Raw genomic sequence first — 14,915 nt, forward strand, 5'->3', positions numbered from 1 at the left:
CAGTCAGCCTTCCGCCCGGGTCCTTTCGGCAGTGGACTCGGCGGCGTATTCGCTGGCCGCCCACGATGCCAACAGCTGGAGACGCTCGGCCGACGGCGATCCGGGTTCCGCAGCGTAGATGGTCAGGGTCAGCCCGGGCTCGGCCGCCATCTCCAGGCCCTCGAAGGCGAGCGTCATCTCGCCAACGATGGGGTGGTTGAACGTTTTGAAGCCAGTGCCGTGATGTCGGACGTTGTGCGCGCCCCAGCGTGTGCGGAAATCCTCGCTGCGGGTGCTGAGTTCACCAATGAGATCGTGGAGCTCCTTGTTGTGCGGGTCGCGTCCAGCCTCCGTGCGGAGAATGGAGACCGTCACCTCGGCGAAGGCATCCCAGTCCGGATAGAACTCGTAGGCACGATCGTCCAGGAACGTGAACCGTGCGATGTTGGGCGCCTGCCCCGGCATGTCGTAGCAGTCCTTGTAGAACGCCCGGGCCAAGGGATTAACCGCCAGCAGATCCATCCGGCCATTGCGGACGAACGCGGGTCCGGCCGATACCGCATCAAGCGCCCATTGCAGGCTCTGATGCGGAACGTACGACGTCGAGGTCCGTCGCCGCGGCGGACGCGCTACCGGACTCGCCGCATGGGCCAGGTCAAAGAGGTGCGCCCGTTCTGCATCATCCAGGCGCAGCGCCCTGGCGATGCTCTCAAGTACCTGCGGCGAAGCGCCACTGATGGCGCCGCGTTCCAAACGGGTGTAATACTCCACGCTCAGTCCGGCAAGCGTGGCCACCTCACTGCGACGCAACCCTTTGACCCGCCGATTGGAGCCGACCGGCAGCCCCACCTGCTCAGGTGACACCTGGGCGCGCCGGGAGATCAGGAATTCGCGTACTTCAGCCCGATTATCCATACGTTCACCCTAGTTCCGGGGCACAGCGGGAGGGAGTCCCTGCGAGGGCCACCACAGGCCTATGCAGGCTCGGCGGTCCGGCGGGACACCAACACGGGACTGTGAGCATGGTGCAGGACAGCGTGCGCCGTGGAGCCGATAGTGCCCTTGATGACCCCGTGCCCTTTGGTCCCCACCACTGTAAGACGTGCTCCTTGCGAGGCTTTGACCACCGCCCGGGAGAAGGAAGCATCCACCAGCAACTCTCCGGTCACCGTGATTCCGGGAGCTTTGTGGCGGGCCTGGCTCAGCACCGAGTCAAGCATCGCTTCAGCGTCCGGGTAAGCCTCCACGGGCTCCCGCAACCGCCGGTAGCCATCGGGTTCGTGCAGTACGTGAACGATCATGAGTTCAGCACCCGTTGCTTCAGCGAAATGGCAGGCATCCTCAAGTGCCGCCGGTGATCCCGAGTCATCCACGGCAAGCAACACAAAACCATCAGGGTTGTCGTCGGCACGGATCACGGCCACAGGGCACTCTGCCGTTGCTGCCATCTCCAGGCTGACGGATCCCACCAGCAAACCCATGAACCCGCCAAGTCCACGACTTCCGAGCACCAACATCGCAGCACCGGCCGAAACGTGGGCCAGGTGATCGCGGGGCATGCCGTGAAGCAACGTGGTGTGGACAGCCAGCTCAGGGACAGTCTCCAGAGCGAGGGCCATACCCTCTTCCAGGACTTTCTGTGCCGCACGTTCGAGGCCGCTGTCAGCCACCCCGGGAACGGGTCCCCTGTTATGGGACAGCAGGACCCACAAGGAGCAGTGCACTACGTGGAGGGAACAGCCGCGCAGGATCGCATGTTTGGCGGCCCACTGGACGGCGCGGTGTGATTCTTCGGATCCGTCATAGCCAACCACGATCGTCTTCGATGCGCCCTCGTTCGTCATGGCCAGAGCCTACGCCGGCACCGGGAGAGGCACCATAGCGTAACGCCCGACGCCACAACGCAACACGCTGCTAGGCTCCGATGCTGACACTTCAGGAGGAAATACCGTGAGCTTTGCCGAAGAACTCAGGAAACAGTCCGCCGGGGATTGGGATGCCGCCGTCAACCATCCGTTCGTGGACCAACTGCTGGCCGGGACCCTTCCCGATGAGCAGCTGCGCCACTACCTCGTGCAGGACTACCAGTTCTGCGACGCGTTCACGGCCCTCCTGGGCCAGGCCGTAGCGTCGGCTCCTTCGCTGCCTTCCCGGCTGGTGTTCGCTGGAGTGCTCGGAGCCTTCGCTTCGGATGAGAACACGTACTTCCAGGATTGCTTCGAGGAACTGGACGTACCTGAAGCAGACAGGACAACACCAGTCCTCGGACCTGCCACCCGCGATTTCGATGCCCTCATGCGCAGCGCCCTGTCCACCCGCTCTTACCCCGATGTCCTGGCAGTCCTGCTTGTTGCTGAGTGGCTGTACGGCAACTGGGCAGCCCGCGCCGGCAATCCTGCCAACTGGCCCGCCGAAGCGAAGCATGCCGAGTGGATCCGTCTCCACAACAACCCTGAGTACAACGCGTGGGTGACGTGGTTGCGCGACGAGTTCGACGCCGTCGAGCCTTCATCGCCTCAGGAGCGGAAGCGCGTTGCTGCGGTCTTCGCGGAGGCGGTTCGGCTGGAGCGGGCGTTCTTCGACGCAGCGCTGATCCCCGCCGCTGTCAGCTAGCCCTGCTTCCGAACGGTGTAACTGAGCTCCACCAGGCCTTGGTCGTAGCTGTTCACGTCCACGAGTTTCAGAAGGGCGGGGTCGTGTCCGGCGGGGAACACGCCCCACAGCACAATGTCCTTGGTGGACTCGCGCTTGATACGGCGGATCGCCTCGATCGCATCGCCGGATTCAACGTTCGACGGCGGGAAGTCACCCCAGGGGGCTTCCTTCAGTTGGCGGTGGTGGCCCGCAGGAGCCTACGCCGCGAAGTATGAGCGGACAACCCTTGTACGATCCTCCTGCTCAGCGGACCCGTGTTCAGCGGCCCCGCGGCAGGCCTCGGGAGTTCCCGCCAGGTTCGTCCAGTGCCAGCTGTCAGGGCAGTCATCGTTGTCGCAAAATTGCCAGGTCATGGGGTCCCTCATTGTCGCCTGTTCGTGTGTCCATAGATAGGAGACGCGAGCAGCCGGAACGTGACGAAGGAAGGACCGTGACCTGGGCCCTATTAAGCGGCGGAGGTAAAGGCGAAGATCAGCGCCGAACCGAGCGACAGCAGTCCGATGCCATATCCAACCACCAAGGCTGCGATGGCGAAGCCCCGTCCGCGCTCACCGCGCTGTTGTATTTGGTTCAAAGCCACATGGCCTGCTCCGACGACGAAGACCGCAATGACTGCCATACCCGCGAAGAACAGCCCCACGAGGGCAACTACTGCCATCGCGGCGGCTACGAGGGCCTGCCGGTTGATCGGCTGGGTGGACGCTTCGGTGTGGTTAGCCTGAACGATCTCCGTTGACATGTTCTCTCCCCATTTGTAAGTGCCCCGAGTCTATCCGCGCAGCGCCCAAAACCTTGGCTGCCCCGCCTGCGAATTACCGGTGTTTGAACTCCGGTTGACGCTTCTCGCTGAACGCGGCCATGCCTTCCTTTTGGTCCTCCGTGGCGAAGAGTGAGTGGAACACGCGCCGTTCAAAGACAACCCCTTGGGCCAGGCCCGTCTCGAAGGCAGCATTGACGGCCTCCTTGGCCACCATCGCGACCGGTTTGGACTTGGACGCGATGACTTCGGCAGCCTTGACTGCTTCCTCGATCACCTCAGCGGCAGGAACAACCCTGGAGACCAGGCCGGAGCGTTCGGCCTCGTCGGCATCCATGAACCGGCCCGTCAGGATCATGTCCATCGCCTTGGCCTTGCCCACGGCACGGGTGAGCCGCTGGGAGCCACCCATTCCCGGAATTACACCGAGGTTGATCTCGGGCTGGCCGAACTTGGCGTTGTCTCCGGCGATGATGAAATCGGCCATCATCGCCAGTTCGCAGCCACCGCCGAGAGCAAAGCCGGACACTGCTGCGATCACAGGGATACGCAGGCGTGTGAGGTCCTCCCACCGCCGGAACCAGTCTGCGGCGTACATCTCCATGTAGCTGTTGGAGGACATTTCTTTGATGTCCGCGCCGGCGGCAAACGCTTTGGCTGATCCCGTGATCACCACCGCACCCACGTCGGGATCGGTGTCCATGGCCGTGACAGCATCCACGAGTTCAGTCATGAGCGCGGTGTTCAGCGCATTCAATGCCTCCGGCCGGTTCAGGGTCACCAGGCCAACCCGGCCCCGCCGTTCCACCACAATGTTCCGGTACTGCTCCGTCATGCTCTCCCTCTCCGCCAAGCTCGTCATACATTAACTTCCAACCTCTCACACAGACTTGTCGCGGATCTCCGTGATGATGCCGGAGAAGTCCCTGCCGGCACCCTCACCGGCGGCAAAAGCATCGTAAATACGCGATGCCAGCGGTCCCATCTCTGCCGCAACACCAGTGCTTTCCAGCGCGTTCAGTGCCAGGCGCAGGTCCTTGGCCATCAACGCACCGGCAAACCCGGGCTGGTAATCGCGGTTGGCCGGGCTGGTGGGCACAGGTCCCGGAACGGGACAGTTGGTGGTCAGTGCCCAGCACTGTCCGGACGCGTTGGAGGCAACGTCGAACAACGCCTGGTGCGTCAGGCCCAGCTTCTCTCCGAGCACAAACGCCTCAGCAACAGCGATCATGGACACACCCAGAATCATGTTGTTGCAGACCTTGGCTGCCTGCCCGGCACCGTGGTCCCCGCAATGGACGATCCGTTTGCCCATGAGTTCCAGGATCGGCTTCACGGTCTCGAAATCCTCCGGCAATGCCCCCACCATGAACGTCAGGGTGCCCGCTTCGGCACCCACCACGCCGCCGGAAACCGGGGCGTCCACGGAGCGGTGTCCGGCTTCCAGTGCAACGGCAGCTGCTTCCCGGGCCTCGTCCACGTTGATGGTGGAGCAGTCCAGGAACAAGGTGTTCGGCTTCGCAACGGAAAGCAGCCCGGGGCCGTCCACACCGCGGTAGGCGTCCAGTACGTGCTTGCCGCTGGGGAGCATGGTCAGCACCACCGCCGCTTCCGCTGCGGCCTCATGTGCCGTGGATGCCATCGGAATCCCGTGAGCCACGGCTGCCTCAACGGCTGCCGGAACGGGGTCGTATCCAATGACGTCATGCCCTGCCTTGATCAGGTTGGCCGCCATCGGCCCACCCATGTGGCCGAGGCCCAGGAAAGCGATGAGGCCCGTGGCCGGGGCTTGGATAGCTGACGTGGCTGCGTTCTCTGTCATGCTCGTCTCCTTCAATTCGACTGGACAGGACTGGCTGAAAGCCCCAGCTCGCGTTCGCCGAGCGGCGCGAAGTAGCCCTCGACGTCGGACGCGCGGACGTCAGACAGGGTCGGCGGTTTCCACTGCGGATTCCTGTCCTTGTCCACCACCTGCGCGCGGATGCCTTCACGGAAGTCCGGACCTGCAAGGCAACGAAGACCTACCCGATACTCCTGATCCAGCGCCTCCTCCAGCGAAAGCCCCCGGACCCGGCGCAGCGATGCCAAAGTGACCTTCACGGACGTCGGCGACTTCGCATCAATAGTGTCTGCCGCTGCGGCGGCGTCGGAGCCCGCAGAGCGCAGGCTCCGCACGATCTCCTCGGCATCGTCACGCGCGTACGCGGCGTCGATCCACTCGCGTTGGGCTGCCAACGCCGAGTCCGGCGCGGCTTGGGCGAAGCGCTCGACGGCGGCTTCCGCCGTCGAGGTTTCCAGCGCTTCCGCCAGTGCGGGCAGGCTTTCGGACGGTACGAAATGGTCCGCGAGGCCCAGGAACAGGGCATCGGCACCAGTCAAATGAGCACCTGTCAGGGCAGCGTGGGTTCCCGTCTCCCCCGGGGAACGTGACAGCAAGAGCGTGCCACCGACGTCGGGCACAAAACCAATGGTGGTTTCGGGCATTCCGGTGCGTGTCCGTTCGGTGACGACACGCAACGAACCGTGCGCCGAGATGCCAACACCGCCGCCCAGCACCAGGCCGTCCATGAATGCCACATACGGTTTGGGATAGTGCGAGATCAGGGCGTTCAGCCGGTACTCGTCGGCCCAGAATTCCGCGGTTTCAGTTCCGCTGTGCAGCATGTCCTTATAGATGGCCACGATGTCCCCGCCCGCGCACAGGCCGCGGTCTCCGGCGCCGCGCACCAAAACGGTGGCGACGGCGTCGTCGTCCGCCCAATCCGTCAGCTGCCGGAACATGGCTTTCACCATTCCCGCATTCAGCGCGTTGACGGCTTTCGGGCGGTTCAGGGTCACGATGCCCAGGTGGCCCCGGCGTTCAAAAAGAACCTCGTCTTCTGACTCCACAGCCCCCATCAGCTGCCTGCCGGCATGACGAAGCTGGCGCCCTGGCGGATGCCGGAAGGCCACCGCGACGTCACCGTCTTGGTCTTGGTGTAGAAGCGGAACGCGTCGGCGCCGTGCTGGTTGAGGTCGCCGAAACCGGACGCCTTCCAGCCACCGAATGTGTAGTACGCGATGGGCACGGGAATCGGCACATTGATGCCCACCATGCCTACCTCCACGCGGCTGGCAAAGTCCCGGGCCGAGTCGCCGTCGCGGGTGAAAATTGCGACGCCGTTGCCAAACTCATGCTCGCTGCAGAGCCTGAGCGCTTCGTCATAGTCAGCCGCGCGCAGCACGCTCAGGACGGGACCGAAGATCTCTTCCTTGTAGATCTTCATGTCCTTGGTGACGTTGTCGAAGAGCGTTGGGCCCACCCAGAAACCGCCGTCGTAACCGTCCACGGTGAGGCCTCGACCATCGGTGACCAGGGTTGCGCCTTCGTCCACGCCGGACTGGATGTACCCCTCGATGCGTTCCTTGGCAGAAGCAGCCACCACGGGTCCGAAGTCCGAGTCCTTGGCCAGGCTGTGGCCCACCTTCAGGTCCTTGACGCGCTCGGTCAGCTTGGCCACCAAAGCATCGGCGGTCTCCTGGCCAACGGGCACGGCCACCGAGATAGCCATACAGCGTTCGCCGGCGGAACCGTATCCGGCACCAATCAGGGCGTCGGCAGCCATGTCCAGGTCGGCGTCGGGCATGATCACCATGTGGTTCTTCGCCCCGCCGAAGCACTGTGCGCGCTTGCCGTGCGCCGCTGCTGTGGCGTAGATGTACTGGGCGATCGGCGTGGAACCCACGAAGCCGATGGCCTTCACGCGCGGATCTTCGAGCAACGCGTCCACGGCTTCCTTGTCACCATTGATCACGTTAAAGACGCCGTTCGGCACGCCTGCTTCGCTGTAGAGTTCGGCGAGGCGCAGGGGAACAGACGGATCCCGTTCCGAGGGCTTGAGGATGAACGCGTTTCCGGCGGCGAGCGCAGGGCCGGACTTCCACAGCGGGATCATGGCCGGGAAGTTGAACGGTGTGATGCCCGCGACGACCCCCAGCGGCTGGCGCAGTGAGTGGACGTCGATCCCTTGCCCGGCGTTGTCGGAGAACTCTCCTTTGAGGAGGTGCGGCGCCCCTGCGGAGAACTCGACGACCTCGATGCCGCGCTGGATGTCACCCTTGGCATCGGCGAACGTCTTGCCGTGTTCGGAGGACAGGAGCTTGGCGAGCTCGTCCATGTTTTCGTTGACCAGGTCCACGAACTTGAGCAGGATGCGTCCCCGGCGTTGCGGGTTCATGGCCGCCCATTCGAGCTGGCCTTTCTCGGCATTTGCGACGGCGTTGCGGACCTCGTCCGCGCTGGCCAGCGGAAGCCGGGCCTGGACTTCGCCGGTGCAGGGATCGTAGACATCGCTGAACCGGCCGGACGTGCCGTCGATCCTCTGGCCGTCTACGTAGTGTGAAAGCTCGCGCACCATGGTGGAATGCTCCTTTGCATCGTGAATGACTGCCGTGCCGCCGGGTGCTGGGACCGCTGCGGGGAACACGTGACCAACTGTGATCCAGGTCATCTCTGAACCCGAATATACTCGGACTTCCTACTAATTTCCAGAGGCGTGTTTTGAGACCCCTAGTGGACTTCCTTCATCCCCTTGTACGCCTCCAGCGCCTCTGCCCGGGTGGTCTTCAGGTCCACGATCTCCTCCGGGTACTCGGGTGTGCCGAACTCCGGAATCCAGTGGGCAATGTATTTTCCCTGGGGATCGAACTTGATGCGCTGGGCCTCCGGGTTGAAGATCCTGAAGAACGGCGACGCATCAGCCCCGGACCCGGCCACCCACTGCCAGTTGGCGGGGTTCGACGCCGGATCAGCGTCCACCAGGGTGTCCCAGAACCACTGCTCGCCGAGCTGCCAGTGGATGCCAAGGTTCTTCACCAGGAAGCTCGCGGCAACCATTCGGACACGGTTGTGCATCCACCCCGTGCGCCAAAGCTGCCGTTGTCCGGCGTCCACCATGGGGAATCCGGTGCGGCCCCGCTGCCAGGCGTGGAGCTCCTGCGGCGCGCTTTCGTGCCCGGGGTGTTTACCGTTGCCACCACTGATGCCGGGCCACGCCCAGGGGAAGCGATCGAACTCAGTGCGAAGGTTGGCCGTTGCCAGCTCAGGGTTGTGGAAGTACTGGTGCCAGCAGAATTCCCGCCAGCCCAGCTCTGAAGCGTAAATCGAAGCGCTTTCCGAACGTTTGGAACCCAGGGCATGCCACACCTCAAACGGGCTCAGCTCACCCCAGCGCAGGTAAGGCGAGAGGCAACTGCTGCCATCGGTGTCCGGACGGTTCCGACCCTCGCTGTAATTGGAGAGTCCCTTCTCCACGAACGCGGCAAGTCGTTCGTGTCCGGCAGCTGCCCCCGGCGTCCACATGTCGGCCAGTCCGCCGGACCAGTCCGGGTCGGTGGGCAGGAGGTTCCAGGAGGCCAGCTCGTCGTACGCCGGCAGTTCGCCGGCGTACCCATGGCCCTTTGCGGGCACGGCCAACGGCTCGCGGAAATCCTGCGCAGACACGGTCCGCCAGAACGGAGTGAAGACCTTGTATTGCCCGCCCGTTTTGGTGGTCACATTCCACGGCTCATGGAGCAGGGAGGCTTGAAAACTTGCCACGTGCAGTCCTGCGTCACCTGCCCAGCTCTTGATGCCGGCGTCGACCGTCCGCTCAGCCGAGCCGTACCGGCGGTTCCAGTAAAGCGCGCCGGCGTCAACCGCCGTCGTTGTCTTCCGGACCACGTCAGAGGCTGGTCCGCGGCGGAGCAGCAGCGGTATGCCCAACTTGTCCAGCTCTTCACGGAGCGCCATCAGGGAGTGATGGAGCCACCACCGTGCGGCGCCGCCATGGGCGCGGATGCCTGGCGATTCTTCGTCGAGGACGTACAGGGCAACGGCTTCACCGTCGTCGACGGCGGCACGCAAGGCCGGGTTGTCGGCGACCCGCAGGTCGTCCCGGAACCAAACGATTGACGGTTTCATTAATTCCTTTCAGCGGACACCCGGAAACAGGAACAGCCCATGCCCCCCTGAGAATCCTAGGGGCATGGGCTGAACGCTCGCTGTTGAATGAGGCTAGGCGATGGACGGAACAGCTTCCTCGACGACCTCGGAAAGCGCAGAAGCACCGGTCAGCTCTGTGTCCCACATGGGAACGCTGTTCACAACGTAATCCCTGGCCGCCGGGCCAACCATGCTCATGCCGGGATAGATCCTTTGGCCATTTTCTTTGATGGGCCTGAGGCCCTCACGTTCAAGGGCAGTTTTGAAAGCGGAGTCGGGAACGGGAATTTTGTGTCCAAGAACGCACCAACTGATGTACAGGCCATAGAAGGTGTCAAAATCCAAGCCGTTCTCAGTGTCGTCCTCAAACACCACGCAGTCGCGAATAAAGCTGCCTATTTGGGTGTCGGTCATTACGGGGCCTCCGGCGTCGGAAGAAAATACGGGCCGCCGGGCTGCATCAGCGAATGTCCTGTTCCCCCACTATAGACCCCCCGTACCGCGGAGTAACCGGAAAGCAGATTAACTCTGGGTTTCAAACAGGTTCTGCCCCGCCTGCCGAAACCCTGCCGCGGCAACCGGCCCGCGGACTCTGGCGCCGTCCCCAAGTTCGGCGTAGCTTCAGATACAGCCACCCACCCCGGAATCAACGTTCCCCCAGCGGAACGGGGAATCAGGGCGTGATGATTGGAGGCAAGACGTGGCTGGATGGAACGCAGACACCGCAGCCGGCCCACTGGGCTCCGGCAACGTAACGCTGGTGGAAGGCTCCACGTTCTGCATCTCTGCAGCCAACGGAGACATCAAGCCTGAGCTGCCGCAAGGCCTGTTCCACTTGGACACACGCATCTTGTCCCGCTGGGAGCTGACCGTCAATGGCCAGACGGTCGAACCCCTGGCGGCAGAGACCAAAGAGCCGTACCGGGCCCTGTTCGCAGGCCGAGTGCCTCGCGCGGGTGGCTACGCTGACAGTCCCCTGCTGGTAGAGCGGCTCCGTGAAGTAGGCGCCGGCATGCTCGAGGAAATCACTATCCGGAACTACTCCAAGGAAGTGGCCGAGTGCAGCATCACGCTGGCGGTCGAAGCCGACTTCGCGGATCTGTTTGAAGTGAAGGAAGCCCGGATCACCCGCGAATGGAAGGAAACGCGCCGGTTGGAGGGTGACTCGCTGGAGATCCGCGGGCTGTGGGAGGGACTGAAGAAGGGCGTGATGATCCGTGCCGAAGGAGCCGGAGCCGGGGCCAAAGCCCTGGGTTTCAGGACGAGGATTCCGCCCTATGGGGAATGGAGTACACGAATCAGCGCGATGCCCACCCTTGACGGGTCGGCCGCTCCCTTCACCCATCCCGGGCGGGGCGAAATGTCGCCCAGTGATCGGCGGAGGCAGGAATGGGTGGCCAAGATCCCGGTGATGCAAATTGACAACCGATCCATTGAGAAGACCCTCCGCAGGAGTTACGAGGACCTTGGAGCACTCCGCATCCAGGACCCGGCCCACCCGGACAGGGTGGTGGTGGCCGCCGGAGCGCCATGGTTCATGACGTTGTTCGGCCGGGACTCGCTCTGGGCTTCCGAGATGGCGCTTCCCGTGGATCCCTCCCTGGCGTTGGGCACGCTGCGCACGTTGGCTGACCGCCAAGGACGCGAGGTGAACACCGCTACCGAGGAAGAACCCGGCAAGATCCTGCATGAAGTTCGGCTGGACGTCTCCAGCAGCCTGGCCCTGGGCGGCAAGTCCGCCTACTACGGCAGCGTCGACGCCACTCCCCTTTTTGTCACTGTCCTGGGGTCAGTCAGCCGCTGGGGCTTCGCCAAGGATGTGATCTCTGAACTCCTCCCCAACGCGGACCGCGCGCTCGAATGGATCAAGGACTACGGTGACCGGGATGGCGACGGCTTTGTGGAGTATGGGCGTCCCAACGAGCACGGTCTCATCAACCAGGGCTGGAAGGACTCCTGGGACGGTATCAACTTTGCCGATGGCACCATCGCTGAGCCACCGTTGGCCCTGTGCGAAGTCCAGGCCTACGTTCATGGCGCCTACATGGCGCGCGCCTGGATGGCTTACGACGACGGCGACCTCAGCTTGGCGGCCGAGCTTCGCGAACGCGCGGATCGCCTTAAGAAGAAGTTCAACGAGGAGTTTTGGCTCCCGGACAAGGGCTACTACGCAGTGGCCTTGGATAAGGACAAGCGCCCCGTGGACGCCTGCGCGTCAAATATGGGGCACTGCCTGTGGTTTGGCTTGGTGGATGAAGACAAGGCCCCCCGTGTGGTGGAGCGGCTGATGTCTCCGGAAATGTTCAGCGGCTGGGGCGTCCGCACACTTGCCAGCGACATGGGCGCCTACAACCCGGCCAGCTATCACAATGGATCGGTCTGGCCGCACGACAACGCACTGATAGCGGCCGGGCTCCTCCGGTACGGATTCGTGGAAGAAGCGCAGCGCATAGCCACCGCCCTCCTTGAAGCAGCCGAGTTTTCGGGCGGCAGGCTCCCCGAACTCTTCTGCGGTTTTCCGCGCGAACAGTTCAGGGAGCCGGTGCCGTACCCCACGGCCTGTTCCCCACAGGCCTGGGCCGCCACCACTCCCATCCAGCTGATCACCGGACTCATGCGCTACGACGCCCACATTTCCTTGGGCGGCGTCTGGCTCGATCCGGTATTGCCCGAGTCCTACGGCGACCTGCACATCAGCAATGCCCCCATGGGAAGCGGGCGCATCACCATCGACGTGGTCGGTTCTTCCTCCCGGGTTGAGGGACTTCCCGAAGGTTTGACACTCCACCGTGCCCAACGGCCGTGGATCACCGAGCTCGTGGAACGGGCCGAGCTGCGCCGTAATGAGCCCTAGCTAAGCGTCGATCACCATATCGGTCAGGGCCGTGGAACAGCAGGGCAGGAACTTGCCTGCGTCGATTTCCCGTGCCCGGATGCCGCCCTGGTGGTTCATCTCGACGTCACCGGAAAGCTTGACCACCTTGCAGGAGCCACACATGCCTTCCTTGCAGTTCGCGCCGATCCTGACGCCCGCTCGCTGGGCCGGACCGAGGATATGTTCGGTCGGGTCGATGCGCACATTGATGCCGGTGCGCAGGAAGGACAGGGTGAGGCTTCCCGTTCCCACCGTGTCAAAGCTCGAAGCATCGGGGGCCGCCGCCTCCGCTGCCTTATCCGAACCGCCGTCGGAAGTTTCGGGCGCGTCAGCGTCGACAGTTTCCAGTGGCAACCCCGTGGCCTTCAGGGTTCCCTCGGCGTCGTAACCAGGCTCGTAGAGTCCAAACGCCGTGGGCTGGCTTTCGTAGTAGTCCTCGGCGGAATCGGCGATCTCCTCCGCGATTTCCTCTGCGATGTCCGCCGCATGCGCAAGCTCCGCCTGGTATTCAAGGATCGTCTGGCGGTCTCCCGTGAAGAATTCCATGTGGATGGAGGTCTCGTCGACGCCCACCTTCCCCAGAAGCTCGGTGGCCGTGTTCAGGTAGCCCTCGGGGCCGCAGGCGTAGACCTGGCGGCCGTTGGCATCCGGGGCGACCTCCTCCAGCATGGCCGCTGTCAGCCTTCCGCTCAGCCCTTCCCAGTCCTCGGGCTTGCCGCGATCACCCAGGGAGTAGAAGACCTTGATGCGCGAGTCCACGGAGGCGATGTAGGCGAGCTCCTTGTTGAAGGCAAAGCCCTCAGCCGCCGCTCCGTGATAGAGCACCACTACGTCGGCCTCTCCCGGCAGGGAGTGAATGGTACGCACCATCGACATGATGGGCGTGATCCCTGCTCCGGCGGCCAGCAGGAGGTACCGTGCCCGCCGGTCCGCGTCAGGCAGGTGGAATGCCCCTACTGGTCCCAGCATCTCCAAAACAGTGCCGGGTTTGATGTTCTCGTGCACCCACGGTGAGACCAGGCCCGTGGCATCCCGTTTGACGGTGATGTCGAAGGTCCACGGCTTGGTGGGAGCGCTGGACAGGGAGTAGCTGCGGTCCGCCGGATCCTGGTCCTCGCCGTTCACAGGGAAAGCAACGTTCACGTACTGGCCCGCACGGAACGCCAGGGGCGCCCCGTCGGAGCGACGGAACACGAACGTCCTCATGCCGCCCACCTCTGGGACGATCTCGACACATTCGGCCATGAACTCCTGCGGATGCCACGGACCCAAGGCGCGGGCGGCACTGGCTGGCCCCTCGGTACTGCCCATCACCCTGTTCCACGGCATCTCAAGGCCGCGAATGCGATGTGGTTCCTGGACTACCATCTCAGTGAGGAGTTCTGTCATGCCAAGTGCTCCTGGACGCGCTGCACGTACCAGTTGATGAAGGCCTCCACCTGGTACTCGCTCTTCATGTAGGGGCCGGGCTCGTAGGCGGGGCTGCCTGCGCCCGTCTGGCACAGCTCCACGAACTCCTTGTCCTGCAGGTTGGTCTGCTTCCAGGTGTAGGTGAGCTTCTCCAGGTCGTAGTCCACGCCTTCCACGGCGTCGTCGGCTACCAGCCAGGTGGTGCGGACCAGGGACTGGTGTTCGTTGATGGGGAAGACGCCGAAGGTGATGACATGGTCGCTCTGGAAGTGGAACCAGCTGTTGGGCTGCAAGTGCATCGAGCAGCGGCCAAGGCGGAAGTCCGGCAAGTCACCGAGCAGCTTCTTGGAGAGCCTGCGCCCATCGGCCGAGAACGATTCGCCCTCGCCGTCGAGCGATTCACGTGAGATGCGGATTCCCGCAATGCGGGTATCGAGCTCCTCCACCACCTCGTAGGGAAGGCCGTAGCGGCGGCAACGCTCTTCGAGCGAGGACTGTGCTTCCTTATTGCGGTCCCACACCTCTTCAAGGTGGGCAGGGATCAGGCCTTCCGTCAGGCCCCAGGTGGGGAAGAGGGAACAGGCGAGCTCCGGGTGTCCGTCGCAGTGGTAGCACTCACGGTTGTTCTCCATGACGAGCTTCCAGTTGCCTTCCTCGATGATGTTCTGCTGGTAGGCGACTTTCGTCTTCGACAGATCGTGGGGTGCGAGGTACGGCTCCAAGATCTTGGACGTTTCGTCAAAATCTGCCGGCGGCTCGTCTGCGATGCAGACGAAGATGAGTCCGGCCACCACACGGCTGTGGGCGCGCTTGAGGCCGAAGCAGCCCTTGTCGAACTTCGTCTCTCCCGGTGCCGAGGCGTGGATCAGGTTGCCCTCCGGGGAATATGTCCAGGAGTGGTAGCCGCAGACCAGGTTGCCTGTTGAGCCGGCGGGCTCGGTGAGGACGCGGGCACCGCGGTGGCGGCACACGTTGTGCAGGACGTTCACGCCGCCGTCGTCATTGCGCAGCACGATCAGGGAGTAGGGACCATAGTCGACCGTGACGTAGTCGCCCGGCTCCGGCAGCTCGGCGACGCTGCCGGCAAAAATCCAGTGCTGGCCAAAAATGGCTTCCATGTCGATCTTGAAAATCGTGGCATCGGTGTAGAAGGGGGCATCGAGGGAATATCCCTTACGCCGGAACTCGAACAATCCGCTGATCTCTGCCAGCTGCTCTGCAGGCAAGGACGAAGCGAGTTTTCCGCGTGAGGTGAGGGGCAAGACTGGTACAGACAT

The 14,915-nt window shown here is 63.5% G+C and carries 13 protein-coding genes; 2 read left to right on the forward strand and 11 right to left on the reverse strand.

The window, feature by feature from the left end:
• Positions 1–3: 3 nt before the first annotated feature.
• Together GVL04_RS13285 and GVL04_RS13290 are read right to left on the reverse strand one after the other, a co-directional pair.
• On the reverse strand, positions 4–894 hold the full coding sequence (locus GVL04_RS13285) for a helix-turn-helix transcriptional regulator (RefSeq protein ID WP_159705212.1): 891 nt from the start codon (positions 892–894) through the stop codon (positions 4–6).
• 59 nt (positions 895–953) lie between these two features.
• Complete coding sequence (locus tag GVL04_RS13290) at positions 954–1,823, reverse strand: universal stress protein (protein ID WP_159705215.1); 870 nt, start codon at positions 1,821–1,823, stop codon at positions 954–956.
• Positions 1,824–1,929: 106 nt separating this feature from the next.
• On the opposite strand from GVL04_RS13290, the gene GVL04_RS13295 reads away from it, so the two are divergent.
• Positions 1,930–2,592, forward strand: a complete 663-nt coding sequence (locus GVL04_RS13295) for a TenA family protein (RefSeq protein ID WP_159705218.1) — start codon at positions 1,930–1,932, stop codon at positions 2,590–2,592.
• 487 nt (positions 2,593–3,079) lie between these two features.
• Here GVL04_RS13295 and GVL04_RS13305 read toward each other — a convergent pair whose 3' ends face one another.
• The 7 genes from GVL04_RS13305 to GVL04_RS13335 all read right to left on the reverse strand — a co-directional run bounded on the left by GVL04_RS13305 (position 3,080) and on the right by GVL04_RS13335 (position 9,767).
• Positions 3,080–3,373, reverse strand: coding sequence for a DUF4190 domain-containing protein (locus GVL04_RS13305; RefSeq protein ID WP_200846843.1), 294 nt, complete (start codon positions 3,371–3,373; stop codon positions 3,080–3,082).
• Positions 3,374–3,446: 73 nt separating this feature from the next.
• Positions 3,447–4,226 carry an enoyl-CoA hydratase gene (locus GVL04_RS13310; RefSeq protein ID WP_159705221.1) on the reverse strand — a complete coding sequence of 260 codons (780 nt, stop codon included), beginning with the start codon at positions 4,224–4,226 and terminating at the stop codon, positions 3,447–3,449.
• Between the two features lie 45 nt (positions 4,227–4,271).
• On the reverse strand, positions 4,272–5,213 hold the full coding sequence (gene mmsB, locus GVL04_RS13315; protein WP_159705224.1) for a 3-hydroxyisobutyrate dehydrogenase: 942 nt from the start codon (positions 5,211–5,213) through the stop codon (positions 4,272–4,274).
• An 11-nt stretch (positions 5,214–5,224) separates the two neighbouring features.
• A complete protein-coding gene (locus GVL04_RS13320) occupies positions 5,225–6,289 on the reverse strand; it encodes an enoyl-CoA hydratase/isomerase family protein (protein WP_159705227.1) in 1,065 nt (354 codons plus the stop codon).
• Entirely contained in the window at positions 6,289–7,788 is a 1,500-nt protein-coding gene (locus GVL04_RS13325; RefSeq protein ID WP_159705399.1) for a CoA-acylating methylmalonate-semialdehyde dehydrogenase, read from the reverse strand. The genes GVL04_RS13320 and GVL04_RS13325 overlap by 1 nt, the downstream gene beginning before the upstream one ends.
• A gap of 152 nt (positions 7,789–7,940) precedes the next feature.
• Positions 7,941–9,332: a deoxyribodipyrimidine photo-lyase gene (locus tag GVL04_RS13330; protein WP_159705230.1), complete on the reverse strand. Its 1,392-nt coding sequence runs from the start codon at positions 9,330–9,332 to the stop codon at positions 7,941–7,943.
• A gap of 93 nt (positions 9,333–9,425) precedes the next feature.
• Complete coding sequence (locus GVL04_RS13335) at positions 9,426–9,767, reverse strand: hypothetical protein (protein ID WP_159705233.1); 342 nt, start codon at positions 9,765–9,767, stop codon at positions 9,426–9,428.
• 286 nt (positions 9,768–10,053) lie between these two features.
• Here GVL04_RS13335 and GVL04_RS13340 point away from each other — a divergent pair, with 286 nt between their 5' ends.
• Positions 10,054–12,207 (forward strand): glycogen debranching N-terminal domain-containing protein, encoded by a 2,154-nt coding sequence (locus tag GVL04_RS13340; protein WP_159705236.1) that lies wholly within the window; start codon positions 10,054–10,056, stop codon positions 12,205–12,207.
• Here GVL04_RS13340 and GVL04_RS13345 read toward each other — a convergent pair whose 3' ends face one another.
• Together GVL04_RS13345 and GVL04_RS13350 are read right to left on the reverse strand one after the other, a co-directional pair.
• Complete coding sequence (locus GVL04_RS13345; protein ID WP_159705239.1) at positions 12,208–13,617, reverse strand: ferredoxin reductase; 1,410 nt, start codon at positions 13,615–13,617, stop codon at positions 12,208–12,210.
• On the reverse strand, positions 13,614–14,915 hold the full coding sequence (locus GVL04_RS13350; RefSeq protein WP_159705242.1) for an SRPBCC family protein: 1,302 nt from the start codon (positions 14,913–14,915) through the stop codon (positions 13,614–13,616). Before GVL04_RS13350 ends, GVL04_RS13345 begins: the two co-directional genes overlap by 4 nt.

This window comes from Arthrobacter sp. 18067 (assembly GCF_902706295.1).
Lineage (GTDB): Bacteria > Actinomycetota > Actinomycetes > Actinomycetales > Micrococcaceae > Arthrobacter.